This is a genomic window from Embleya sp. NBC_00888 (genome assembly GCF_045207655.1).
GTDB lineage: Bacteria > Actinomycetota > Actinomycetes > Streptomycetales > Streptomycetaceae > Embleya.
In genome coordinates this window covers 7,932,196-7,956,123 of the sequence record NZ_CP108784.1, presented here as the reverse complement: position 1 = coordinate 7,956,123, position 23,928 = coordinate 7,932,196, and the positions used below count along the sequence as shown (strand labels likewise).

Genomic DNA, 23,928 nt, shown 5'->3' with positions numbered 1-23,928 from the left:
CGGGGCCGGGGCTGCGGCGGGGTGAAGTCTTCCGGCCCCGCTGCGGTTTCACGGCCGGGTGGCTTTGGTGGTGATGCTGTGGGTGTGACCGTCGAGGCCGGGGCGGGCCACGAGAAAGTCCAGCAGTTCAACGAACCTGGGATCGGTCACTGCGGTGATCAGGGCGTTCGGGGTGACCGGCACCGGCGCCGCAGCACCCTCGACGGGCGGGAAGGAGACCGTGACGTACATGTCTCGGTAGAGCATCTCGGCCTGGGGCCCAGGCCGGTCGGGAGAGGGGTTGGCATCGGTCCCGGAGACGACCAGGGCGGCGGCACCGCCGGGCAGCTCCCCTTGGACGCAGGATTTCTTCGGTTGCCCGGCGAGGTAGGCCTGGCAGGACGCGAAGTTAGGGATGACGGCGCCGTTCAGTGGCAGAGCTGCCAGCCGGATCGCGTACCGTCCCGATCCGGTATGGATTCGGAAACTCGCAAAAGTGTCGTCGGCGATCATGATCCGGCCGCCCAGCGGCAGCAGTTGCCGTAGGACGTCGGCGGTCTTTTGTTCGAATGCGCGGCGGACCTGCCATTGGTCGCGGCTGAGCTTGGGATTGTCGTCCCCGCTTTTGATGTGTGTGCTGGGGTATCGCGTCGTCGGCGGCGCCAGCGCGGTGTCCTTGGGCCAGGTCGCCGGGTGCAGCGGGGACGCCTGGCCGCCGCCGTCTACGCTCGCCCACGCAACCGGTACCAGGATGGCGCAGGCAGCCGCTATCGCGAGCGCCGCTTTGCGCACGTGTGAGCGGCGGCGCAGGCGGCGACCGGCGCGCAGGGCGATGAGTGTCGTGTCGGGCCTGGGTTCGAGATCGGACGTCGTCTCCGTCAGCAGCGCGCGCAGCGCGTCATCCTCCATGGCGGGGCTCCTTCCACAGGTCGTCAGGCAGCAGTTCGCGCAGCCGGGTCCGGCTGCGCGAACTGAGAGTTTTCACGGTCCCGGTCGAGCAGCCCAACACCGCGGCGGTGTCCTCGACGCTCAGGTCAGCCCAGTACCGCAATACCACCACCGCCCGGGTGCGTGGCGGCAGTTGGTCCAGGGCTGCGGCCACGGTCAGCCGCAGGTCCGGCATGTCCGCCGCGGGTGGCGGCTCAAAGGGGATGTGCGCCTCGCGTTCACGGCGAGCTCTCTTCTGCTCGGTGAAGTACGCCCGGAGCAGCACGGTGCGGGCGTACGCATCCAGGTCCTCCGCCCTCGCCGCCCGCTTCCAGAAGCGAAACAACCTCGCCAGCGCCGTCTGCGTCAGATCTTGGGCGCCCTCCTGGTCACCGCTCAGCAGAAAAGCCAGCCGGTACAACGACTGCTGCCTGCTGGTGGCGAACTCCACGAAGTCCGCTTCGTCACCCGGCATCGAGCCGGTTCGGTCCGTCACCACATCCCCCTCGCCATGCTCTCAATCACTAAGACCTTCCCGGAAGCCAATCAGGTTGACAGCGCGACACAACAAAATTCGGCGGACAGCGCACCGAATCGCACGCGTTCTTCGAAGGAGCGTGGATTCGCGCGCCCGGCCGCCAGGACCGGCTGCTCATCTTCCGCCGATGCAACGCTGCTCGGGACCGCCTACTCCTTCTCCGAGACGCGTATGCTCGGTGTCGCGGACTCCGGCCGCAATCCGCCCTGCTCCGACTCGGCGAATACGATGTCTCCTATGTCCGATTCGGCGAGGCCGAGCCTGTTCCCCACGGCCATCTGCGGCACCTGCGCAAATAGCGGGGTCCGGGCGGTGATTCCACAGCCCTCTGACCGGGTCGCCAACCAAAAGCGCAAGGGCAGAGGGGCGGACGCCCGCCGACGTTCGCTCGTAAGGCAGGCAAACGGCGCAATAGCATCGAATGCTGCATCAATAGCCCAAAAACTGGCGTGGCTTGGCAACCCGCTATGAGAAGGAACGCCACCCTCTTCCGAGCGGGACTTCATATTGCCGCCATCTTCATCTGGTCCGCCGGGCTGATCTCGGGAAGCCATCGGGCAGGCGTTTGGTTCCCGATAGGAGGCTTCGCCCAGAACCTGCGCGGCGGCCGCGCAGAGGTCCTTGCTGTAGAGCTGGTTGCTGCCCCATTCGGAGCACCACAGTTCCGATGGCACCTGGGCCACGGCGCGCCAGGTGAATTCCTCGCCTGCACGCCACCTGCCAGTCTTCGGAAGAAAGACCACATTTTCTTGGCGCGGAGTCCCCGGCGACGAACCGACGAGGACTCGTGAACGATCGAGGCCAGGTTCGCTGAGGCGGGGTGTCGGACAGGCGGTCAGAAAAACGAAAAGTACTCCTGGCCTGCAACGAGGGGACCTCTCTAGGGTCCTGTCGGCTGCACGGAAAGAAGCACTTCTCAGGTGAAGAAGAATAGCCGGTCGCATCCGCGTGTGCGCGTGGAGTCCGGTGGGTTGGCTATGACGGTCTACAGCGGCCCCACCCGGACGGCCCGAGTTGGCCCCAGCTGGTTGCTGTTTCAAGGACGGTCTGAAATGGCTCCGCCGCTTGAACTGGGCGGTACCGCTGGGTGCGGCCGGTTCGAAACGTCGTCGAACGTTTGTCGGCGCCGAGTGGAGCCGTCCGGGCGGGGCCGCCGGAAGCCGTCATAGCCAGTGGGTCGGGGATCGTCTCGCAGGCCGGTGCGGTGTTGCTCACGCAAACGGCTCGCGTAGCCGGATTGTCGCGTGTACTCGCGCCGTGGCGTAAGGCGCGGGCTAGTCGTGCGGGCCTTTTCCTCGAATCCGCAGGCTGCACAAATGCTCAGGCCATGGGCCCACTACGGATGTTCGCTCGCATGGTGATCTAGCGAGACGACCCTGCTGACGATGAACCCCATCACGTGGAGGCAAGACGCGAAGGGAGCCGGTGATTCACCCCACCCCAGGTACGCCATGAGGAGGCGGCGTTGTCCATGACGCCAAAGGAGGAGAGCTCGTTGTTTATTTGAATGACGATCACCGAACCGTAGTACTGGTGCTCGAACAGCGATACTCCGCACTCGGCGTACGTCTTCCCCGAACTCGGGGTATCGTTCCATTCCCCATATATAAGGTTCTCCCCCGAACCCCAGTTGTTGCAGGTGGAGGAACCGAGAATGGTGTAGGTTGAACCTTTAAAGCTTTTGTACTGCCACAAGATTGCCTGAACAATATTCGCATCCTGTGGGCTGTTCTTGGCATTCAGTGCAACAACTTCCGCCTCAAAATCCTCGGACGTTGATACGGTATCTGCTCGAACACTTCCATCGGAAATGAACTCGGCAGCTTCACCGATTTTGTCGAAACAATTAAGTTGACTATTGATGCCATTGAACACGCAGTGCGGAATCGATTTTTCAGGCGCCGCGTCCGCGAACGCCCCACTGCTGCCACTTGCAAGAAGAGCCGCAGTTGCCACCAAGGTAACCGGGAGACGCCAGACTGTCATTCTCAACCCCCTTAAATTAATCCTTCGACAAGTAACAATCCAAGGAAACCATCTAGGTGTCGCGGCATCAAGCAGGTGCTCTTGCAGGGAGCACACATATTGAGTCACTGCCAGAATGGATACGACCCATCCTTCCGGTCATGTCTACATAAGTGACTATGAAGAATGGTGGTCACGCTGCCTGTCAGCCTTCTTGTTTGTCCTGTTCCTGTTGCCCGTGCTGGACGTCGCTCCGAGCCGCTCTGTCGCCCGGCGGTTCGCGGACCCCTGATCGTGGCGATTCTGATCTCGAACGCCTGTGAGTCCCCCGTCGGCGAACCGACAGGGGACGTCGTCGCCGAGCACCACGCCCGCCTGGCGGCGGGCCCGGCCGGCACGACGGAGCACCGGCTCGCGCCCGAGATCGTCTCCCGCTACGCCTCCACCTATTGGCGCTCGGTCTACCAGGGGGTCCTGCGCACCGAGGTCCACGCCTGGCGGCACCTGGCCGGCCACCTGGTCGATCTCCTCGCGTGGGCCGCGTTCCTGGACGCGGGCCGGTTGCCCGCGCCTCGCACATGGCTGTTCTCCCCGCGCCTGCTCGCCGACGTGCCGGGCGGCGACACGATCGGCGACCTGCTCGATCGGATCAGGCGCGTGGAGATGGCCGACCGGGCGGCGGTGCTGGACTTCTACCGTGCCCTGGGCCCGGTCGAGGACCTCGTCCTGGCGCAGATCGCCCGGCCCCTGGGAACGTGGTGGCGCGCGGTCTTCACCCACCGCCTCCCCAACCTCGCCACGCTTCCCGGCCTGGGCGACCTGGCCGCCGTCGCCGACGCGACCGGCGACGTCGTCCCGGGAGCGCGTCGGTGACCGGCAAGCCCTTCCACCGCCTGCCGCTGGGCATCTGCGGCTCCAGCGCGGCCAACGCCGCCGACCTCCTCGTCGAGGACGCCCTGCGGTACGCGGACACCGTGTCCGTCGTCGCCACTCCCACCGCCGTCGCCCTCTTCCTCCCCGCGCTGCGCGTCCCCGTCCACACCGACGACGACTGGAAGGGGACCCCGGCCATCCCCTGCACGCGGAACTGCTCGAGCACACGGACCTGTTGCTCGTTGCCCCGGCGACCGCCACCACGATCGCCAAAGCCGCCCACGGACTCGCCGACACCCTGCTGACCGCGCTCGTCCTCGCGCACGGGCCCGGCGTCTACTTCCAGCCCTCCATGAACCACCGCGTGTGGGAAAGCCCCGCCGTCCGCCGCAACACCGCCACCCTGCGCGCCGACGGACACCACGTCCTGACCCCCGACCCCACCGCGGCCCTCACCGACGGCACCCCCGGCGCCGCGGTCGGGCCCATCCCGGCAACACCCTGGCCAGGGTCGCAAGGCACGCCACCGGTCGCACCGGCTGATCCGCGCTCCCCGAGCCGCGACGTCGCCCGGCATAGAGTCGGGTCCCCGGCACCGGCGGTGGATCGAGGTACACCAGCGGCACCCGAGTCGACACCCGTGCTCGCCCTGGCCGGCGGCGCCGGCTCCGGGAAGATCACCATCGCCCGCGAACTCGCCGCGGTGGTCCACCTCGACCTCTGCTACCACCGCGACCCCGCCGCCGCCCCAACGGTGCCCTCGTTCGACGGCACCGGTCCCATCGTCGACTTCGGCCATCCGCACGCGATCGACGCCCGCCGCGTCGAAGCCGAGATCGCCCGGCACGACGAAGCCGCGCTGGTGATCGTCGAGGGCCGTTCGCCCTCGCCCCGCCCGGTGTCCGCGATCGCGCCCACCGGCGCGCGTACGTCGACGCGCAAGCCGACATCCGCCTCGCCCGCAAGACCCTCCGCAAGATCGAGGAACGCAAAGACCCCCGGATCACGTTGCGCGGCTACCTCGAACGAGGCCGCGACGCCCACGAACTACACGTGGCGCCCACCCGCGAGTTCGCGGACCTGGTTCTTGACGGAACCCGCCCCCTCGACACCCTCGTGCAACACCTCGTGGACCTCGTGGCCCTCGACCCAACCGGCACCGCGGGCCCCGCGCGCCACGCCCGCGTCCAGCCATCGCGGTGACCTCGCCGGCACCGACACCTTGCTCGACATGCTCAGGTTGGTTCCGGCCCGCAGACGGCGGCCCGAACCGACGGTGGGGCCTCACCGCGAGCGCGCGGTGAGGCCGCCGACGCTGACGGGCGTGGTCGACTTCGGCGCTACCCCGGAGGGCGCGCCGGTGCTGGCCGGGTTGCGGTCACTGCCGGATCTGCTCGGGCGCAAGAAGGTCGCGGCCTCGGAGATCGACCTGTCGCTGCTGTCGGGATCGTGGCGGCGCCTGGTGCTGTCCGCGCCGGGAGTCGAGCCGGGGTGTGTGGAGTGGAAGGCGTACGTGTTCTGCGTGTTGGAGCACTTCCACTGGATGCTGCGGCGCCGGGAGATCTTCGCGCGCAACTCCTCGAAGTGGGGCGACCCGCGGGCGAAGCTGTTGTCCGGGGCGGCGTGGACGCGCACCCGGCCAACCGTGCTCGCGAGCCTGGGCCTTCCCGAAGACGCACAGGAACAACTGCGGGCGCGGGCCGAGTTGTTGGACGGCACGTATCGCGAGGTGGCGTCCCGGTTGCCGGTGAACACGCAGGCGACGTTCGGCGAGGACGGGCGGCTGCACCTGGCCGCGCTGGAACCGGAACCCGACCCGCCGAGCCTGGTGGAGCTGCGCGCGGCGGTGAAGTCGATGATGCCGCGGGTGGACCTGCCCGAGGCGATTCTCGAAGTGTTCTCGTGGACCGGCGCGGACCGCGCGTTCACCTCGATCACCGGCTCCGAGAGCCGGCTGGCCGATCTGCGGATCACGATCGCCGCCCTGCTGGTGGCGCATGGCTGCAACGTCGGGTACACGCCGGTGATCGGCGGCGCCGACACGCTCACCCGCGACCGGCTCGGCCACGTGGACCACAACTACCTGCGGCTCGCCACCTATCGGGCCGCGAACGCCACGATGATCGACTACCAGGCCGGGATCGACCTCGCACAGGCGTGGGGCGGCGGCTTGGTCGCCTCGGTCGACGGCATGCGGTTCGTCGCCCCCGTGCCGTCGGTGTACGCGCGCCCCAATCCCCGTTTCTTCGGGCGCCGGGGCGGGGCCACGTGGTTGAACATGATCAACGACCAGGCCGCCGGGCTCGGCGGGAAGGTCGTGGCCGGCACCCCGCGCGACTCGCTGTACGTGCTCGACGTGCTCTACGACCGCGAGGGCGGCAAACTCCCGGAGATGATCGTCACGGATACCGCCTCGTACAGTGACATTGTCTTTGGTCTCCTCACCTTGGCGGGGTACGTGTACGCGCCGCAACTGGCGGACCTGCCGGACCAGAAGATGTGGCGGGTGGATGCGCGGGCGCACTACGGGCCGTTCCAGCAGGTCGCCCGGGGGCGGGTGGACCCGGTGCGGATCGAGCGCCACTGGGACGACATCCTGCGGATCATCGGCTCGATCCACACCGGCGCGGTGCGCGTACGACGTCATCCGGATGCTCTCGCGCGACGGCCGGCCCACCCCGCTGGGCGACGCGATCGCGCACTACGGCCGGATCTCCAAGTCCCTGCACATCCTGCGACTCGCGGACGAGCCCGCCTACCGGCGACAGATCAAGGCCCAGGCCAACCTCCAGGAGGGCCGGCACTCCCTCGCCCGGAAGATCTTCCACGGCAAGGCCGGACAGCTCTACCAGAACTACCAGGACGGCATGGAGGACCAACTCGGCGCGCTCGGCCTGGTCCTCAACGCCCTGGTGCTCTTCAACACCCGCTACATGGACGCCGCCGTCAAGCGGTTGCGGACCGACGGCTTCGACGTCCGCGACGCGGACGTGGCCCGCCTGTCCCCGTTCGTACGCGACCACGTGAACATGCTCGGGCGATACTCCTTCGCCCTGCCCGAACTCCCCAACGAATTGAGGCCGTTGCGCGAGCCGAACGCCGATCACGGATGACAGCCCCGACGCGCCCGTAAGAGGGGTTACGAGGTGTTACGCCCGAAGGGCGTAACACCTCGTAACCCCGATAGTTCAAGGCACAAGGCGAGGCGCGCGACTTTGGTCCATATCTTCCGGCAGGGGAGGAGGAAACGGTCGAGCGCAAGAAAGGGGCACCATTTTCTTGATTTGCGCTATTTATCCACTCGACTCCGCACATCAACTCTGTGTCTCTTCGACCGCCGCGGTCGCCGATGGCGCGTCTGGCCTCGCCCGTACCCGAAGTGCCGAAGCACCGGCCGCCAGCAGCCCGAGTGCTGTGATACCCCCGGCGGCGAGGCATAGTGTCGTGTCGGCTCCGAAGGCGCCGACCAAGGGACCGCCCAGCGCCGTTCCCAGCGGGACGGACAACACGCGGACGGCCGAACCGGCCGCCAGGACTTGGGGCATCAGCGCGTCGGGCGACGAGCGTTGGATGAGCGTGGTCGAGAGCGAGGCGTAGGGCGGCCACAGCATCCCGCAGATCGCGAACGCGCCGATCGCGACGGGCGTCGGCGTGCCCAGGCCGATGGGGAGCATGAAGACGCCGAAGCCGACGACGATGGCGATGGCGGTGGGCCTCTGCGGCCGACTGCGCAGGAATCCGGTCAGGAACGAACCAATCAGCGCTCCCACGCCGAACGCCGAGTAGAAGGCCGCCAACAGCCCTGCGGAGCCGTGCAGTCCGCCCGACACGTACAAGGGCAACGCCACGTAGACCGGTCCGAAGAGGAAGAAGAAACCGAAGCTCAGGGTCAGCAGGCCCAAGAGAGTGGGGTTGCGTCGGATGGCCATGAAGCCCGCCGCTCGCGACGCGACCTCGGGCGGGGTCGCACCGACGTCGGGCAACAGGAAGAGGAAGGTGACGGCGAGCACGAGGAAGGTGACCGCGTCGACGGCGAGCACGGTCGCCGGCCCGCCCACCACGATGAGCGCGCCGGCGAGCATCGGGCCGACGATCGTCGCGAACGCCCCCACACTGGACAGCAGGGCGTTCCCGGCCAGGTGATCACGTTCCGGCAGCACGCGCGCGACCAGCGTGTATATACCGCCTTGCCCCCAGGAATGCAGTACCGACGAGGCTGCCAGCAAGGCCACGTACGCCTGAATCGAGAGGAAGCCGAAGGCGTAACACACAGGGATGGTGCCCAGCGCGCACATGCGCAGGATCGCGTCCCATCCGGCCAGGTGGGCGGGGCTGCGCTGTCGTAGCCAGGGTCCCAGGAAGAGTGCGCCCAGGGCACCGGGCAGGACGTACGCGGCGGCGGCCAGCGCGACCCACACGCTGCGATTCGACGCCGGTGCGAGGTCGATCGCCAGCCAACCAACCGCGACCACGGCCATGCCGTCACCCAGCGACGAGAAGACGAATCCGGGCAGCAGACGGCGCAGCGTCGGGTGGCGCAGCGCCGGCCAGTACGGCAGTGCGCGGACCAAGCGGCTCGGGGTCGGAGCCATGTCGACCTCCGGCATCTCGGGGGGTGTCTTGCGAAGTCTCCCCTCACGAGCAGGAGATGGATCGTTCGTTCACGCGCAGCGGAATGTGCGGGCCCGCCTGGCGGGGATGCATCGGGAATTGCGCCCGGCGCCGTGGTATCGGGCCTGCGTAACGTGACGAACCGGCAAGGCCCCGAGCGGCGGTCGCACGAACGCCGTCTTCACCGCCTGCTGTCGCCCGGGGCGAGCAGGCCGGTGAGCTCGGCGATCGCCTCCGGGGACGGCTTGAAGTAGCGGCGGACGTTCTCCGGCTTCTTGTGCCGGGACTTGGCCATCAGCATCAGCAGACTCGCCCCCGCCTCGCCCAGGTGCGTCAGGGCCGAGTGGCGGTACTCGTGAAGATCCCAGCCCGTCCCGGGCCCGCGCACCGCGGTGTACGCGTCCAGCACCGCACGCGCCTGCCCGTACGACAGCCGGGCCGGCTCGGTGTCCGGGCACACGTCGCGCGGCCCGACGACCTTCCCGGGTCCCGGCCGACGGTGGGTGACGAGCACCGGGCCGCGCATACGCCCCTTGAGTAGGCGAGGCAACAACCGGGCGGTGCCGGCGTCCCAGTAGACCGTCTCCAGGACGAAGTCCTCGCGGACTGCGCCGCGGCGACGCGTACGAGGGCGGGCGCCCTTGGACTTGACCAGGCAGCGGCGCCCGGCGAGGTCCAGGTCCTCGATGTTCAGGCTCAGGATCTCCTCCGACCGGCCGTCTCGTAGAGCATCCGATACAGCGTCTTCTCCCGCAGGTGCACCTCCCGGCGGGCGATCAGCCGGTCGACGGCCATCCGCGAGCGGGCCGGGGTCTCGGAGTCCGGCACGGTCAGTCGCTTCGCCCAGGCAGGGACCGCCGGGCCGTCGTGTCCGCGCTCGCGGCACCAGCCCAACCACGACAGCACCGACGCGCGTCGGGCGTTCCAGGTGTTCACCGCAGAGGTGCCCCACAGCAGTTCGAGGGCTTCGCCGACCTCGTCGTCCGCGACCGACACGAGCGGCCGGCCCTCACCGAGCCGCTCCGAGGTCTTGCCCACCCCGATCCCGTAGTTGCGGACCGTGTTCCGGTTGGCGATCGAGTCGAGGAAGGCGTCGGCCGACGCCCGAACCGTGAGCGCCTCCCGGTCGGCAACAGTACGACGTCGGGCACCGGTTCCCCCTTGCCACAGATAACAGGGTCGCTTCATGTAGCGACCTGAACTCGTCACCGCAGGTGGCGAATTCGCTTATTGGTAAGGACGGCTATTCGTGTGGGGTGAGTAGGCCCGGAGTTCGTGTTGCTACAGCGAGGTCCCAAGTAGCTCTCTGTAGCTGATTCCGGCTTCCTTGTCCGAGCCTTCCGTGTTCGCGTCCGGGCGCCCGGAGGGCTTCGCTCCGAAACCGCCTGTGGACACGATCGGGAACGGGCATGCTGTCCGAATGTTCGATCTGGTTGTCCGGACAGCAGGCGCCGAGGACTTGATGGCCGTCTTGGGCGTGCACGCCCGTCGCGATCCGGGCGGTGAAGTACCGAGGTCTGCCTCCGGCCTCGAACGGCAGACCTGGGATCGAGTGGTGCGGTCCGACGAATTGACCGTCTATCTCGCCGAGGCCGACGGCGACCCGGTGGGGACGGCAACGATGATGGTGATGCCGAACGTTACGTATGCCTGTGCGCCGACGGCGTTCGTCGAAGCCGTGGTTGTCGCCGCGGAGCATCGACGCCAGGGCATCGCCGGCGCAATGCTGCGACAGCTGCTCGCGGACGCGCGATCCGCCGGGTGCAACAAGGTCCAACTGCTGTCTCACAAGCGCCATGCCTCCGACGGGGCCCATCGCCTGTACTCGTCGTTGGGATTCGAACCCGAGGCGGAAGGGTTCCGGCTGTATCTCCAGCAGGCGCCCGCATCCGCCCAGAGCGCCAGGGCCGACGGATGACAGCGACGCAGCCCTGCGGCTCCGCTCACTACGGATTGCTACCTGGGACCTCGCCGTAGACATCTCAGGGGTCTAAGAAGTCAAGCTGCATCCCTCAGCGCGGAGGGGAACGCCTCATGTTCTTCGAACACTTCGCGCCTCTGAAGGCAGTGGAAGAGCCGTCCGATCATCCGGTTGAAGAGGTGTCGGAGGCCGGCCGCGTGCCAGTCCCCGCGTTCCCGGCGGGCCCGGTAGTGGGCGTTGGCTCCCTCGGATGCGTTGAGGGCGGCGAAGGACCACAGGTAGCCCGCGTGGTTGAGCCGGTCGTTCTTGACCATGCGGCGTCCGACGTGGTGTTTCTTGCCCGATGCCCGGGTGATGGGCGCGGAGCCGACGTATGCCTTGAGGGCTCGGGCGTCGGAGAAGCGGGAGCGGTCGTCGCCGATCTCGGCGAGGATGCGCGCTCCGAGCTGTGGTCCGATGCCGGGAAACGACAGCATGATCTTCGAGTCCGGGTGTTCGCGGAACGCCGTCTCGTCCTGGGCGGCGAGTTCGTCGGCCGCGATGCAGGCGGCGTCGAGCTGCCGCGGCAGGCCGAGGAGTTGGGCGCCCATGGCGTCCTCGACCTCGGGCGGCTGGTGGGCGTATTCGCCCCGCAGCACGTCTTGGATGCGTTCCGCGGTGGCCTTGATGCCTCGGCTGCGGCCGGCGCGCGCCAGGGCGGCGCGCAGTTGCGCGATGGTCAGCTCGGCCCCCTTGGCCGGGGTCGGGGCGATGCGCAGGATCTCGCGTGCCTCGGGCCTGGTCAGTGGGTTCGTCCAGGTGGCGAAGGCGTCCAGGGCGGCCGGGTAGTACTCGCGCAGTAGGGAGCGGACCTGATTCGACATCTGCTGCCGGTTCCACTGGGCGTCCTGTTGGGCGCGCGCCAGGACCGCCACCGCTCGGGCCTGCGGGGTGTCGGCGGGGATCGGCCGGTGCACGTGCATGTCGGTGCGCAGGATGTTCGCCAGGATCAGGGCGTCACCCGGGTCGGACTTCTTCCGTGAGACGCCGTGGCGGTCCCTGTAGCGGGATGCCGCCATGGGGTTGATCGCGTAGACCTTGCGTCCGCCCTGATTGAGCAGGGCGACGAGCAGACCGCGGTTGGTCTCGATGCAGACCGGGATCCGGTCGTCCGGGTCGTCGCCGTGGTCGGCGAGCAGGTCCGCGAGGATCCTGTAGCCCTCGGCGTCGTCGGTGATGCGGCGCTTCGCCGGCAACTCGCCCGCATCATTGATCACGGCGACGTCATGGTGCGATTCGGCCCAGTCGATCCCGCAGTAGATCATTCTCCATCCCCTGCCTATGCGTCGTTGTCAGTGCTGGTGAGAGCACATGCGGAACCGCACGTCGCGCTGATCACAGGCATCGGGTGCCGACATCTCAGAAGACCTCTCGCGGTGCCGGCGCACCGCACGGACCCCTGTCTATTCCCCAGGGCTCGACGGCCCGGCACTTTCAAGGGGTCACCGTGCGGTGTGCTCACACCACGAGGTCAACGAGCGTCACCGTGCGATGGTCACATGAACGCCAATCGCCGCCACGTGACCGCCACACCACGCGCCGGACCGCCCGCCGCTCCACGGCAAGGCCTCGGACGCCAGCTACACGACAGGCGTGGCGGTCCGGCACTCGAACAGCCCGGCCGGAAGCAACGTCCCGGACGAGAGCCGTTAACTACTGATCAGCTATACGAGAACAGGGCCGAATCCGGCGAGCCGGTTACGGACCGAGTCGGCCACGTAGTCCTCGATCGACGCCGCGAGGCCGAGCCCGATCAACGCCCGTACGCGTTCCACCGCCTCCGGGGACAGGCTGACCCGGACCTCGGCCCCACCGGCACGAGTTGCTTCGATACTCATCCGACGGACGCTACCGCCGGCCACCGACACCGGCCGCGCCGAACCGACGGTCCGGCCCGTCGAGCCTTCACGGTCTGTACCGATCGGTGGCCGCGCTTCCCGCAGCCACTGCGGAAGATGATCTTCTCTCACTTGCACCGCCCCGACGCTGGAGACACCACCGGGCACTGATCCCGATCCACTGCGAACCGGAGGCGGGGCGAACCGTCGACCGCCCGCCCTCCACCGGTCCGCGATACGCCACATCACGGCCGCGCACCCGGGAGGACCGTGCGGCCCCGGTGCCGCACGCCCGTGTCGTCCGCGGTGGGGGCCAGCATCCCTGCCTGCCGCCCAGCCCGCTCCACCACTCGCCCGAACGCTCCCGGACCACCCGGAGTTACCCGTTCGGATGAACCTGCCACGCGGAACTGTCGACGAACAAACGGTCGGTGCTACCAATTGCCCTGTGTTCACGCCCAGTTGGGAGAACACCTCACGGTCGTGCGCGAACCGCACGCCACCGCAAGAACGGATGTCCCATGGCAATCGCACTCCGCAAGACACTCGCCGTCGCCACGCTCGCCCTGACGTCCTCCTTCCTGCCGGCCGTCGGGGCGCAGGCCGCAGCCCCCACCCCGGCCCCCGGCTACTACTGCCTCGCCAACACCTGGGACACCCCGAAGGTCTCCACCAAGCCGTGCGACCCCGCCGACCGCGGCCAGCACCTGACCCTCTCGGGCCAGCAGATCTCCCTCACCAACGCGCGGGCCTACTGCCTGGCCAACGCCTGGGGCGCGCCGGACATCTCCACCAAGCCGTGCGACGCCAAGGACCGGGGCCAGTACTGGACCGTCACCGGCCAGCAGATCTCCCTCACCTTCGCCCCGGCCTACTGCCTCGCCAACGCCTGGGGCACGCCGAACATCTCCACCAAGCCGTGCGACGCCAAGGACCCCGGCCAGCAGTGGGTGATCTTCAACGACCAGATCAGCCTCGCCAACGCCTGACCCCCGGTCCACCGCCGCGCCCGGACCACACCTCGACAGCCCCGGGCGCGGCGGTCCCACGCCCTTCACCGACGTACGCCTCGCCAGGCCCCGCTGCCGGCCACCACCTCGTCGTCGCGCGCCGGTTCGCAGATCCCCTCTGCCCGCTCCTGCCCGCACGCGGAGGCGGCCACCTGTCGCCCCGGCAGCCGGTTCGCCGCGTCAAGCCACCGCCGGCGCTCGCCGGGCTGCGGGTTCGCCGGCGGATTGGCCGGGATGTCGAACCGATTCCCTCATCCTCGATCGACGCCGGCGCCCGGAACACCCCGAACGGAACGTCATCGCGCCTGTCCTCGAGGCGATGGTGTGCCGGTGTCCGTACTCAAGGGCGAGTTGCGATTTGCCGACGCCGCCCGTGTGCTCGACCCCGTGTGGCCGCTGGGTGCGGGCGTGGTCGGGGGCGGCCTCCGGGGCCGCCCCCGCTGTGGTGACAGCCGCCGCATCCCGGCGGTCAGTCCCGCCCGATCGGGCGCGGTCAGCCGCCGGCTCCTCGGGACGCGATCGGTCATGACACCGCTGTGCCGGGAAAAGTACGTACCACCTCGTGCGCGGCACACCTTGCCGGCTCAAACATCGGAAACAATGTGTACGCGCACTGCTGGACCGAGGGGAGCGACGTCAACGGCGGGCGGTGGCGTTCGACACCTGCGGACGGGGCGACGTCACGCAGGGGCGCCGAGCGGCGGGTGCTCGAGCACGCGTGGCTTGTACTCGACAAGCTGGATGCGGCCGTCGAAGGTCCGGTGCTCGATCATCTCGAGGGCGACGTCCGGGTAGCCGTCGTAGATGCGTTCCGCGCCCGTGGCCCCGGTGATCACCGGGAACATCCCGACCCGGAATCGGTCGACGAGTCCGGCCCGTAGCAGGGACCGGCACAGGCTGAGGCTGCCGATCGTGCTGAGGAGCCCCGAGCCGTTCTCCTTCATGGCGCGGACCGTCTCGACGGCGTCGTCGCGGACGAGCGTGGAGTTGGCCCACGTCAGTGGCTCCTCGAGCGAGGACGAGAACACCACCTTGGACGCTTGCGTGAACTCGTCGACGGACGCCTCTTCCTCGGCCCTGAACTCGTCCTGGCCATTCGGGGCCTCGCCGGCGGCGAAGCCCGACATCAAGCGGTAGGTGTTCGCTCCCATGAGGTAGGTGACCTCGGGCTGCTCGCCGAGCCAGGCGAGGTACTCCGGGCCCTCGAGGCCCCAGAACCCGGGCCAGCCCTCTCCCGACGCGTTGCCGTCGAGGGAGGTGATGAAGTCGACGAGAAGCTCTGACATGGCGGTGTCCTTTCCTCGGGTGTCACGAACTTGGACCGGCCGCGGGCCACGAACTCATCGGTCCGTTCGATTGTTTCGATGACAGATTCGAAGTCATCACGGTCAGTAATCGAAAACCTGTACACCGTGGTACGGGCCTGCCCCGAAACCCTCGCCGAGCACCGCGACCGCACGCTCATCCTCACCGACGTGCACTACGCCGCTCGCGCCCACGACCCCGCCGGACTCCTCGCCCGCGATGTCGCGCTCCACCCGCGCGGCCTGGTCGTGTCCATCTCACCGAGACGAAGCACTCGGTCCGCGACGCGCGGTTCCTGCGCCAACGCGACCCGGAGATCTGCCCCGTGCGGGCCTGGGAGAATTACCGCGCACGCCTGGCCGCCGACGCCGCGCCCGAGTGGTCCGCGCCCGGCGCCCCGACGTTCGTCGGCATCGACCAGTGGGGCCACGTCACCGGCGGTATGACCCCCGACTCGATCACCTCCGGCGACAGGCTGACCCGGACCTCGGCCCCACCGGCACGAGTTGCTTCCATACTCATCCGACGGACGCTACCGCCGACCACCGACACAGCCCCTGCACCGAGCCGCCTTCCTGGGGCGGACGGCCTGGTGACAGCAGGGCTTGCATCACATGGCGGACTCCTCCACTGGCTCGCATCCGCAGATGGCGCAGATGACCGCCACACTCGGGGCACATCGTTTGGTCGGCGAGGCTCTCATCGTTGTTCTTCCACCTGAGGACACGGCGAAGGACGACCTCACCCACGGCAACGAACAGGGCAGCGCCGAAGCCTCCGAGGAACTCGGGCAGCGCCTCGTGCCGGACAACGATCCGACCTGTGACAGCGGCATCAACCGGACAGATCCTGGATGGTGCCGAACCGCTCCCGGATGCGGTGTAGTTGGCCCTGGTGGAATGGCCAGTCGAGGTTGACGAGTTCGACGGCGATGGTGTTGTCCTGCCGATCCAGCAGGACACCGACGACGGCCTCGGGCCGCAACGGCACGTTGCGGGTCCAGACGTGGAGTGTGCTGAGGTCGATACTGCCGGCGCGCGTGTCGGAGAACGTCACCCGGACGTCCAGGCCGCCCGCCCAACGGACCGTGGCCAACCTGCCGACCGCCGGGGGCAACAACCAGGTCGACGGAGACATGTCCGCGGCCAGTCTGCCGAGCAGGCGCGCGGTTTCGCCGTCTTCGCGCTGTGCGTGGCGCTCCAAATCGACGTGCCGTTCCAAGACGGCGCCGGACCGGATGGCGACGTTGCCAAGGACATCGGCCGCGCGGTCGAACGACTGTTTTCCTTCGTGGAGTCGGTCCAGCCCGTATCGGAGTTCGTCGACCAGCCGATTGCTGTCGCCATGCAGCGCAGGGTGCTCCTCGGCCACCGCGGTGACGAGGTGGAGGACGGCGGCCCGAACCTCGGCGAGTTGGGCGCAGCAAGCGGCGAGGTAGCGCAGGAGTGCTTCGTACACGGCGGGGGCCGCATTGTCGGATGCATCGGCCGACTCGGTGCGGCCACGCAGCTCACGGACGTACCCCGAACGTGTGGTGAGTGTGTTGTAGTCCTCCGCGACCCCGTCGAGACGCCCGATCGCCTGTGCTGTCCGGCTTGCCGAGGCGGTGTTGAACTGTCGGAGGAGGTCACGGATCCGCCGTACGTTGTCCGCGACCGCGAGCGCCTCCGAGATGGCTTCCTCCGGGTCGGATCGTTCGAGTGCGTCGGCGAGGTGTGCCGCGAAGTCGGCCCGGAGAACCTGGCTGTTGTCGATGTAACGCAGGTCGTTGTTCTGGAGGATCCCGCGGCCGGCCGACAAGGTATCCAGGAGGGTGGCCGCTCCGATCAGCGTCCCGGGGTCGCGCCATTCGTACGGGCGTGGGAGGACGGGAAGATCGTCCTCATCGGGAATGCCCAACAGGGCCCAGACCCGGGACTTGGACTCGTGGTCGAGGGCGGCGACGGCGGTGAACGGCAGGACGGTCAACGCGCTGGGGCCTTCGTCGAGGCCGTGCTCGGTCACGATCCCGACCGCGATGTTGCCGAACTCGGGGTCCTCGGTGAACACCACGGCCCCGGACATGCCCTGCCACTGCGAGCCGCTGCGCACGTCGGACGGCGTGCCGGCCACTTGCAGTCGCAACAGCCCCGACACCGCGCGCGAAGCGGGTGTGACGACGCCGTTGACCTGCACGGTGTCCCGCTGCGGGCGTTCGCCGTCGCGGCGGGCGACGAACTGCGGGTACCCGACCGCCCAGCAGCGATCCAGAAGTACAGGCGTGTCGCGGTGCACCCGTGCAATCCGCACCACCCCGACGCTCCGAGCCGTCGCGGTGATCCCGAGCGTCCGGTCGACCCGCAGGATCGCGAGGTCCAAGTCGTCCGGGCGGCCGTCGTACACGACAGTGGTGCGATGGTCGCAGCCGGTCCCGAATCGCACCGTCACCTCGCCGCTGCCGAGGTTGTGTGCGGCAGTCACGACATGCCCGGGGCGCATGAGGAACCCGCTGCCGAGCACCCACTTGCCGTTGTGCGAGCCGGAGCCCGCAGCACGACGCGCCACGGTGAGGACCGCACGGCTCGGGACGACCTCCCCGGATCGCCACGCAACCGTGCGACGCCTCATGGCCGCTCTTCGAGTTCGTCGGTCACCAGGACCCGTCGGCCCGCCCGGTCGAGCGGCGCTTCCAGATTCACCGTGACCTTTTGCACCGCCGCATGCGACACACTCCCCCCGGCGCCCAAGTCGACGACCCAGAGCTTCACCCCGCCCTTGGCGTCTGCCGTCTTGGTCACCCCGACCTGCAGTTCGATCTGCACCGGGCCGACCGCGAAGTGCACGTCCTGCGCGGCGGCCCGAGCCGCCGCCGCGACCAACTCGGCCCGGATCTCGTCGATTACTTCCGACAGCGGAATTCGGTCGCCCACGATTTCCCCCAACCTTCGCCGCCATGATCAGCCGATCACCCCACGGCAAACGACAGTTGGCGAAGGCTGAACGCCGAGATCCAGTTGTCAGCCGGCCCCGGGCGGAAATGGCGGCAGGCGGGCAACATCCTCGATGACCTGCTCGACCTGAGCGAGGCCGCGTGGGACAGGTCGGGGACACGTCGTGCCGGAGCCTCGCTGGGTGCGGCCCTCAACGGCGGATGGGGCCTCGCCTCGACGCAGTTGCCCCTCCACGAAGTGGATGGCAGATCGTGCCGGCTCGGAACTCCCCCCGCGAAGCCAAGGCCGTTCATCGCACCGATGTGGCCGGCCGACCTCCCGAAAGGGGTCAGCGAACGCGCAGACACTGAATGTCTGTTCCATTGCCGCCGATGCCGGGGCATCGCGGGCTCAGGATGCCGCAGTGCTTCGGTACCTGCTCGACCTGCCCATGCTGCACGAGCGTGACCGCGTCGGACGATGTCCGCACCCCGCGGCCGTGCCGACGTTCGCGCAGACCGGCGAGGGCGCGAGGTCTGCCGTTCGTGGCAGGAAGAGGCGAACCGCAGTGGGTGGTTCGGGCACTTCAACGGCGGTCCCTACTTCCGGTCCGGCGGAGAGGAGGATGACCGGCGCACCGTGGTTGGACAGCCACGATCAAAGTCTCCGGCGGTGGCCGGTGTTGCTCCGTCGTCGAATCCCGGGGGCTGTCATGCCGGGCTGGTTCTCCCGGCCCGGGGCGGATTGCTCGCCGGCGGCACGCACTGAATCCCGCTGATGTCCGGCAGCAAGTGCCGTGCCTGGTCGACCTCGACGATGAGCCCGCTCTTGTGGCGGGACACGGCGAGGTACCAGGTTCCGGCTGTGAGCGTCCGCGTCTCGGCGCGGGTAACCGGATCCGAGACTGGTCGAGTCGAGGGCACTGCGAACCAGAACGGCGGATCGGACGCAACCTGCGAACGTGTGCTGGGGGGCTTGTTCCGCAGTACGCCCTCGACCCGATCGACGTCCGCCGGCTGGATCCGAACGGTCTCCGCCAGTACGTGCCATGTGCCCTCCATTTCGACGATGAGCCCCTTTCTGTGGCGGGACACGGCGAGATACCACACCCCGGGTAGGAGTGTCCGCGTACGGGAACCCGCGGCCGGATCCCACACGGCTTGGGCCGAGCGCACGAAGAACCAGAACGGCGGATCGGACGCGGCCGGCCCCGAAGCCACCACCTCCGCCCTGTCCACGCCTGGCGCACGATCTTCGACCGGTGAACGCGTGTTCGTCGGCCGTGTGGTTCGCGGCGTGACCCCAAGCCCGATCCCCCCGATGTCCGCCAGGACGTGTCGCGTCCTGTCCCCGTCCATTGCGACGAGGAGCCCCTTTCTGTGGCGGGACACGGCGAGATACCACACCTCGGGCAGGAGCGTCCGCGTACGGATACCGGTGACCGGATCCCACACGGCCCGGGCCGAGGGCACGAAGAACCAGAACGGCGGATCGGATCCGGCTGGCCCCGGCCCCGGGGCGGCCCCGCCGGACGCACGCGGCTCGAGCGGCGCGGTGCCGTGTCCGGTGGAGGGGTTGTCCGGGGTCGTCCGGGACAACCCCACCACCTCACCTTGAACGACGACGTGCGTGTCGGAGTGCGTCGGCGGGCCGAGTTGTTCGCGGGCGGCGTCGACAGCGTCGCGTCCTTCGTCCAGGATGCGCTTGCCGCGGTCCAGTGCCGCCTCGGCGTCGTCGAGGAATTCCACGACGTCCGAGGCTCGCGACCTGTCCTCGTCCGCGCTCCGGTCGTCGTCGCGGGGCCGCGTCGCGTCCGTGGCGGCGGAACGGACGCGGGCGAGCTCATCCTGGAGGCTGTCGATACGCCGGATCAGTCCGTCGGCCACGGTCTGGGCCTTCGCGCGTTCGCGTTCCGCGCGTTCGCACTGCGCCACTGCCTCCATCCGGTGGCCCTCGGCCCGCTCCGCCAGCCGCCGCAAGTCCTCCAGCCGAGCCGGATCGGGTCGTTCCGCCGCGAGCAACGCGTCGCGTTCGCGGGTGAGGTCGTCGATTTGCGTCCGCATCCTGCTCATGAGCAGTGCCATGAGGCGGATGACCGTGGTGGCCCGGTCCCCGGCGTCGCGACTGTCGTGCAGCGCGTTCGTCAAGCGGGTGATCTCGTTGCCGGCGGCAAGTTCACGATCCCGGCCGGCCAGGAGTTCTCGGACCATGCTCTCCGAGACTGCGGGGGCGCGGCCCGCGGCAAGGGGCGTCGGGCGCGTCCGAGCGGCGTTCCACAACTGCCGGGCCCGGACTCGGCGCCCCTCAAGCGTTCCGCAATCGTCGGAGCACATGCGCACGACGGCCTCCACCAGTTCCAGCGTCAACCCCAGACCCGACATCTGCTCGAAGACCTTGTGCCGGTTGGGAACGACACCGTCGGCGAAGTCCTCGGGAACCAGGGCCAGATGCAACTCCTTACCGGTGATCCGGTCACGTCCCCGGCCCGGTTCCAGGAGCCAGCCACGCAACAGGTGCACGAGGTCGTTGATCTCCTCGCAGTCGCCCTTGAGTTGCCCGCTCCAAGGCCTCCCACCACGGCTTCCGCCGCCGCTGCTCGGCGCCTGCCCCACGAGACACCCCCGGTTTGTCCCCGGACAACCCCACGTTGTCCGGGAACAACATCCAACCCGCCCCGACCACCTTCACGCAGGGGCACGATCAAACCCGCAGCCTCCGAATCCACCGAACCGGGCAACAACCCCGAGACCAAGCCGGTGGATTACCCACTATGGAGTGACTTTGGCTGTGATGGGTAGATTGTTAGCTTAGATGGGTAGATTGTTAGCTTATGAGCCAGGCGGTCTAGAAGGGCGCGGGACCGCTGCCGACGATCCTCAGTGACCCGGAACCCATGCTCATATTGGTCGCCACGAACTCCCCCGTGCTGCCGTCCGGCAGTCGCAGGCTCGGGTTGCCGGGCGCGTTTCTCACCGCCACGGGCCAAAGGTCCTCGTTGGGGCTGTCGGCCTGGAGGCTGCCACGCCACCCGGGCAGGGCCTGGGAGGGGGCCTCGACACGAAGGTCTGCGGAAACCGGGATCTCGACCTCGTCCACAACGATGGTCGCCGGCCCTTGATACGTGGGGCTGGTCATGCCGCCATCATCTGCCCCACCCCTGACACACCGCCCACAGGCGCACCCAAAACGCGGCCCCTGATCCCGTGGAACTCACCCACCTGCTCGATCAGCTCGGCACGGGCTGCTGTCCAACCTGCCGTCCTCCTGGCTTGCCCTTCCCGTACTTTGCCGGCTGCGCAAGTGCCGCACCCGAGCAGTCGGAGTCGACATGCATCCGGGACAGGCCCAGGATGCCGTTGGTCTCTACTCGGCTGAGGTCGTCCCGGAAACGCAGATTGAGGATGAGGACAGCGCGGGGAGGCGTTCGTACGCCTGAGCGCGCTACAGCCCGATGTCCTCGGCCGATTCAGCCTCCGCGCAGCGCGGTCCACGTCGCGCCCGCGGCGCCGGTGAGCGAGAGCAGGGACAGGAGCAGGGTCGGCGATACATACAGGTTCAGGCGCAGGTGGCGGCCGACGGTGAGGTCGAGTCCGCGGTTTGGGGCGGGGTGGTTACCGCCGGGTGTGGGCTTCTTGGCCATCGGGTTCTCCCGGGGGTTCGTCTCGGTTCTGCGGCGATCCCGTGCTCGGGTGCCGTGATCCGACGATGCTCCTGCGCCGAACGGCCGGGTGCGGTTTGGATGTTGTCCGGGGACAACATGAGGTTGTCCGGGGACAACCGGGGTGGCGTGTGGGTGAGGGGCCTGATGGGCGCGGGCGGGGTGGAAGGCCGTTTGCGCCGCCCCGGGGCGGGCGGCCCGAGGTCGTCGCGCTTTCGGGGTTGATGCGGGGGTGGCTAGCGGAGCCGGGGCCGGGACGGGCACCGCTCAGCGGGGTGGCGCTGCGGAAGTTGTTGCGGCCGGAACATTTCGAGGGTGGGCGTGTTCCGACCCGCAACGCCTTCTACGAGCATTTGGCGGGGCGGGATGTGACGTGGGAGTTCGTCGAGGCCGTCGCCGACGTGTGCTCCGACGACTACCCCACCGCCCGCCGACGCCTGGACGAGGCCCGGGTGTTGTGGGACGCGCTTCGGCAGGAGCCCGCGAATTCCGACGAGACCTCGGAGATCGTGCGTCTGCAGCGTCGGGTGATCGAGGCCCAGGACGAGATCCGCCGCCTGGGCGAGGCTCTGACCAGCAGCGAACACACCCGCGACGAAATGACACGGGTCGTCCGCTTCCTGCGGATCGTCGTCGCGCAGATGTCCCTCCGGATGGCCGACCTCATCCGCGAACACGACGCCATCCTGGCCCGGGGTCGCAGCGACGACCCCGACCTCGGCCGGCTGCAACGTCGCCTGCACGACACCGAGAACAGCAGGGCCGAGGCGGAAGAGCAACGCGACCACGCGGAACATGCCCGCGCCGAGGCTCAGGAACTCGCCGACCGACTCGCCTACCAGATCCAACTCCTGAACATGGAGGTCGCCCGCCTGCGCCATCCGGGCGATGTGCCCACCCCACCCTCCGACCGGGGGGCGTCCCTCGACGTATGGCGGCCCGACCCCGCCGACGATTTCCTCGACGATGCGCGCGCGGTCCTCGACCGCACCCGAAGGCTCATCGAGGACGGTGAGGACACCCTCGACTCGGCCCGCGCGCACCTCGTCGACACCGAAGACGCAACGTCCACCGCGACCACCCTCGCCGGTGAGGTCGTCGAGGAGCCGTTGTCCCGGACAACCCCGAACAACCCCACGACCAGCACCGGAACCGAGATCGTCCTCGCCGCCGAACACGGCCCGGCCATCCCAGACGTGCGCACCCATCCCCGGGAATTCGGCACGTATCTGGCGCATCTGCGCCGAACCCGCCGGGAAGACCTCGCCAACCATGTCCTGTCCGTGGTCGCCCGCCCCGTGTCCCAGCTCCCCCCATGGCATGTGCACGATGTCGTGACCAAACTGGGCAGGGCCCGTCCCACCGACGGCGCGCTACTCGCGCTGCACATCGAGACGGCAGGCGGCCAGGCACCACCCGACGAACTCCTGTACCGCGCCGGACGCAGGGCGACGGGCGCGGAGCTGCCGGATCTCCTGCGCGCGAGCGGACGATTTCCCCGTCCCGAGGTCAAGAGCGAGATCCTGAGGGGAATCGTTCAGCGCCCCTGTCACGGCCAGTTTCCGTACGGCGCCCTCCTGACCATGTCGGCACTCGGCCTACTCGTGTTCCTCGTGGGGAAGGTGACCAACTTCGTGAGAACCGGCGGTTCCAAGACGTCCGCAAGTGCGGAGGTCCTGCTCGGCTCGGCGTTGACCGTCTCCACCGCAGGGCTGCCGGTTGCGGCAGTGGGCGTGATCATCACCGCGTGGGAACGCCTGTTGCGACGTCCGACCTGGCTCGAAGCATGTGTGGCCCTCGAAGCTGCAGGGCGTCCGAGGGAGGTGGAAGGAATCCTCCGCGCCGCGCCCAGGTCATTCCACTCCACACTCCGACGAGAACTCATGAAAGCCGGTCTGACCTCTCACCTGCGCCTCGTCGCCCCACGCCCGCGCGACCCCGGACTCCCCCGATGGTGGAACGGGCCCCAGCCCGCCCACCACGAACGGGGAACCCTCGTCTTCCTCGCTCCCACCGTCGTCGCCCTGCCCGCCTTCTACACCCTCACCATGCTGCAGCCCGAATGGTGGATCGTCCTGCTGACGTTCTTCGCGAGCTGCTGCGCCCTTGCGACCTTCACCTACATGGCACGCCCCCGCCCTGGCCGCACCTGGTGGTACGGGCTTGCCCGACAAAACCCCGACCGCAACGGAACTCGGTTGGCCGAGTGACCAGATCCACGTCCCGACGTGCGCTGCACGGCGAGTCGCTCACGATCATCGGAACTCGGATGCGTCGTCGCACCCATCGTCAATCCCCAACTCCTCACCGACGCGCCCACAGCAGGCAGGAGGCAAGAGGCGGGTGCCTGGTCGT

The 23,928-nt window shown here is 68.5% G+C and carries 20 protein-coding genes and 3 pseudogenes; 6 read left to right on the top strand and 17 right to left on the bottom strand.

Going from position 1 to position 23,928, the window contains the following annotated elements; all coding sequences use genetic code 11:
- Positions 1-48: 48 nt before the first annotated feature.
- The 3 genes from OG948_RS33715 to OG948_RS33705 form a co-directional block, all read right to left on the bottom strand.
- Entirely contained in the window at positions 49-888 is an 840-nt protein-coding gene (locus OG948_RS33715) for a hypothetical protein (protein WP_406300102.1), read from the bottom strand.
- Positions 878-1,381 carry a SigE family RNA polymerase sigma factor gene (locus OG948_RS33710; protein WP_406300394.1) on the bottom strand — a complete coding sequence of 168 codons (504 nt, stop codon included), beginning with the start codon at positions 1,379-1,381 and terminating at the stop codon, positions 878-880. Before OG948_RS33710 ends, OG948_RS33715 begins: the two co-directional genes overlap by 11 nt.
- A gap of 1,458 nt (positions 1,382-2,839) precedes the next feature.
- Positions 2,840-3,430 (bottom strand): hypothetical protein, encoded by a 591-nt coding sequence (locus OG948_RS33705; RefSeq protein WP_406300101.1) that lies wholly within the window; start codon positions 3,428-3,430, stop codon positions 2,840-2,842.
- Positions 3,431-3,703: 273 nt separating this feature from the next.
- Here OG948_RS33705 and OG948_RS33700 point away from each other — a divergent pair, with 273 nt between their 5' ends.
- Positions 3,704-4,282: a hypothetical protein gene (locus OG948_RS33700; RefSeq protein WP_406300100.1), complete on the top strand. Its 579-nt coding sequence runs from the start codon at positions 3,704-3,706 to the stop codon at positions 4,280-4,282.
- 235 nt (positions 4,283-4,517) lie between these two features.
- Positions 4,518-4,628, top strand: a pseudogene (locus OG948_RS33695) (flavoprotein); the annotation flags it as partial.
- 377 nt (positions 4,629-5,005) lie between these two features.
- Here OG948_RS33695 and OG948_RS33690 read toward each other — a convergent pair.
- Together OG948_RS33690 and OG948_RS33685 are read right to left on the bottom strand one after the other, a co-directional pair.
- The gene (locus OG948_RS33690) at positions 5,006-5,326 is read right to left on the bottom strand and encodes a hypothetical protein (protein ID WP_406300411.1); all 321 of its coding nucleotides are present in this window, start codon (positions 5,324-5,326) and stop codon (positions 5,006-5,008) included.
- A gap of 3 nt (positions 5,327-5,329) precedes the next feature.
- Positions 5,330-5,515, bottom strand: a complete 186-nt coding sequence (locus OG948_RS33685; RefSeq protein ID WP_406300410.1) for a hypothetical protein — start codon at positions 5,513-5,515, stop codon at positions 5,330-5,332.
- Positions 5,516-5,597: 82 nt separating this feature from the next.
- Between OG948_RS33685 and OG948_RS33680 the strand changes: the two are divergent.
- Positions 5,598-7,395, top strand: a pseudogene (locus OG948_RS33680) (Tn3 family transposase); the annotation flags it as partial.
- A gap of 201 nt (positions 7,396-7,596) precedes the next feature.
- On the opposite strand, the gene OG948_RS33675 reads toward OG948_RS33680, so the two are convergent.
- Both OG948_RS33675 and OG948_RS33670 read right to left on the bottom strand, forming a co-directional pair.
- Positions 7,597-8,874, bottom strand: a complete 1,278-nt coding sequence (locus OG948_RS33675; protein ID WP_406300099.1) for an MFS transporter — start codon at positions 8,872-8,874, stop codon at positions 7,597-7,599.
- 200 nt (positions 8,875-9,074) lie between these two features.
- Positions 9,075-10,044 (bottom strand): annotated as a pseudogene (locus tag OG948_RS33670) (site-specific integrase).
- Positions 10,045-10,313: 269 nt separating this feature from the next.
- Here OG948_RS33670 and OG948_RS33665 point away from each other — a divergent pair.
- Positions 10,314-10,811, top strand: coding sequence for a GNAT family N-acetyltransferase (locus OG948_RS33665; RefSeq protein ID WP_406300098.1), 498 nt, complete (start codon positions 10,314-10,316; stop codon positions 10,809-10,811).
- Between the two features lie 80 nt (positions 10,812-10,891).
- Here the strand turns inward: OG948_RS33665 and OG948_RS33660 are convergent, their stop codons facing one another.
- Together OG948_RS33660 and OG948_RS33655 are read right to left on the bottom strand one after the other, a co-directional pair.
- Positions 10,892-12,118: an IS110 family transposase gene (locus OG948_RS33660; RefSeq protein WP_406300097.1), complete on the bottom strand. Its 1,227-nt coding sequence runs from the start codon at positions 12,116-12,118 to the stop codon at positions 10,892-10,894.
- A 399-nt stretch (positions 12,119-12,517) separates the two neighbouring features.
- Positions 12,518-12,691 carry a hypothetical protein gene (locus tag OG948_RS33655; RefSeq protein WP_406300096.1) on the bottom strand — a complete coding sequence of 58 codons (174 nt, stop codon included), beginning with the start codon at positions 12,689-12,691 and terminating at the stop codon, positions 12,518-12,520.
- A gap of 521 nt (positions 12,692-13,212) precedes the next feature.
- Between OG948_RS33655 and OG948_RS33650 the strand changes: the two genes are divergently transcribed.
- Complete coding sequence (locus OG948_RS33650) at positions 13,213-13,680, top strand: ricin-type beta-trefoil lectin domain protein (RefSeq protein WP_406300095.1); 468 nt, start codon at positions 13,213-13,215, stop codon at positions 13,678-13,680.
- A gap of 65 nt (positions 13,681-13,745) precedes the next feature.
- Here the strand turns inward: OG948_RS33650 and OG948_RS33645 are convergent, their stop codons facing one another.
- From OG948_RS33645 to OG948_RS33610, 8 genes are all read right to left on the bottom strand, one after another.
- On the bottom strand, positions 13,746-13,937 hold the full coding sequence (locus OG948_RS33645; protein ID WP_406300393.1) for a hypothetical protein: 192 nt from the start codon (positions 13,935-13,937) through the stop codon (positions 13,746-13,748).
- A 444-nt stretch (positions 13,938-14,381) separates the two neighbouring features.
- The gene (locus OG948_RS33640) at positions 14,382-14,987 is read right to left on the bottom strand and encodes a dihydrofolate reductase family protein (RefSeq protein WP_406300094.1); all 606 of its coding nucleotides are present in this window, start codon (positions 14,985-14,987) and stop codon (positions 14,382-14,384) included.
- Positions 14,988-15,089: 102 nt separating this feature from the next.
- Entirely contained in the window at positions 15,090-15,239 is a 150-nt protein-coding gene (locus OG948_RS33635; protein WP_406300093.1) for a hypothetical protein, read from the bottom strand.
- A gap of 601 nt (positions 15,240-15,840) precedes the next feature.
- Positions 15,841-17,550: a trypsin-like serine peptidase gene (locus OG948_RS33630; protein WP_406300092.1), complete on the bottom strand. Its 1,710-nt coding sequence runs from the start codon at positions 17,548-17,550 to the stop codon at positions 15,841-15,843.
- Between the two features lie 59 nt (positions 17,551-17,609).
- Entirely contained in the window at positions 17,610-17,915 is a 306-nt protein-coding gene (locus tag OG948_RS33625; RefSeq protein WP_406300091.1) for a trypco2 family protein, read from the bottom strand.
- A 710-nt stretch (positions 17,916-18,625) separates the two neighbouring features.
- Positions 18,626-20,527: a hypothetical protein gene (locus OG948_RS33620; protein WP_406300090.1), complete on the bottom strand. Its 1,902-nt coding sequence runs from the start codon at positions 20,525-20,527 to the stop codon at positions 18,626-18,628.
- A gap of 232 nt (positions 20,528-20,759) precedes the next feature.
- Complete coding sequence (locus OG948_RS33615) at positions 20,760-21,050, bottom strand: hypothetical protein (protein WP_406300089.1); 291 nt, start codon at positions 21,048-21,050, stop codon at positions 20,760-20,762.
- 331 nt (positions 21,051-21,381) lie between these two features.
- Positions 21,382-21,555, bottom strand: a complete 174-nt coding sequence (locus tag OG948_RS33610) for a hypothetical protein (protein ID WP_406300088.1) — start codon at positions 21,553-21,555, stop codon at positions 21,382-21,384.
- A gap of 293 nt (positions 21,556-21,848) precedes the next feature.
- Here OG948_RS33610 and OG948_RS33605 point away from each other — a divergent pair, with 293 nt between their 5' ends.
- Positions 21,849-23,783, top strand: a complete 1,935-nt coding sequence (locus OG948_RS33605; protein ID WP_406300087.1) for a hypothetical protein — start codon at positions 21,849-21,851, stop codon at positions 23,781-23,783.
- Positions 23,784-23,928 lie beyond the last annotated feature (145 nt).

Bases quoted from the DNA above. Each gene is read 5' to 3' on its own strand.
- OG948_RS33715 (WP_406300102.1), bottom strand. From the start codon at position 888: ATGGAGGATGACGCGCTGCGCGCGCTGCTGACGGAGACGACGTCCGAT.
- OG948_RS33710 (WP_406300394.1), bottom strand. From the start codon at position 1,381: ATGCCGGGTGACGAAGCGGACTTCGTGGAGTTCGCCACCAGCAGGCAG.
- OG948_RS33705 (WP_406300101.1), bottom strand. From the start codon at position 3,430: ATGACAGTCTGGCGTCTCCCGGTTACCTTGGTGGCAACTGCGGCTCTT.
- OG948_RS33685 (WP_406300410.1), bottom strand. From the start codon at position 5,515: ATGTCGAGCAAGGTGTCGGTGCCGGCGAGGTCACCGCGATGGCTGGAC.
- OG948_RS33675 (WP_406300099.1), bottom strand. From the start codon at position 8,874: ATGGCTCCGACCCCGAGCCGCTTGGTCCGCGCACTGCCGTACTGGCCG.
- OG948_RS33665 (WP_406300098.1), top strand. From the start codon at position 10,314: ATGTTCGATCTGGTTGTCCGGACAGCAGGCGCCGAGGACTTGATGGCC.
- OG948_RS33660 (WP_406300097.1), bottom strand. From the start codon at position 12,118: ATGATCTACTGCGGGATCGACTGGGCCGAATCGCACCATGACGTCGCC.
- OG948_RS33655 (WP_406300096.1), bottom strand. From the start codon at position 12,691: ATGAGTATCGAAGCAACTCGTGCCGGTGGGGCCGAGGTCCGGGTCAGC.
- OG948_RS33650 (WP_406300095.1), top strand. From the start codon at position 13,213: ATGGCAATCGCACTCCGCAAGACACTCGCCGTCGCCACGCTCGCCCTG.
- OG948_RS33640 (WP_406300094.1), bottom strand. From the start codon at position 14,987: ATGTCAGAGCTTCTCGTCGACTTCATCACCTCCCTCGACGGCAACGCG.
- OG948_RS33615 (WP_406300089.1), bottom strand. From the start codon at position 21,050: ATGACCAGCCCCACGTATCAAGGGCCGGCGACCATCGTTGTGGACGAG.
- OG948_RS33610 (WP_406300088.1), bottom strand. From the start codon at position 21,555: ATGGCCAAGAAGCCCACACCCGGCGGTAACCACCCCGCCCCAAACCGC.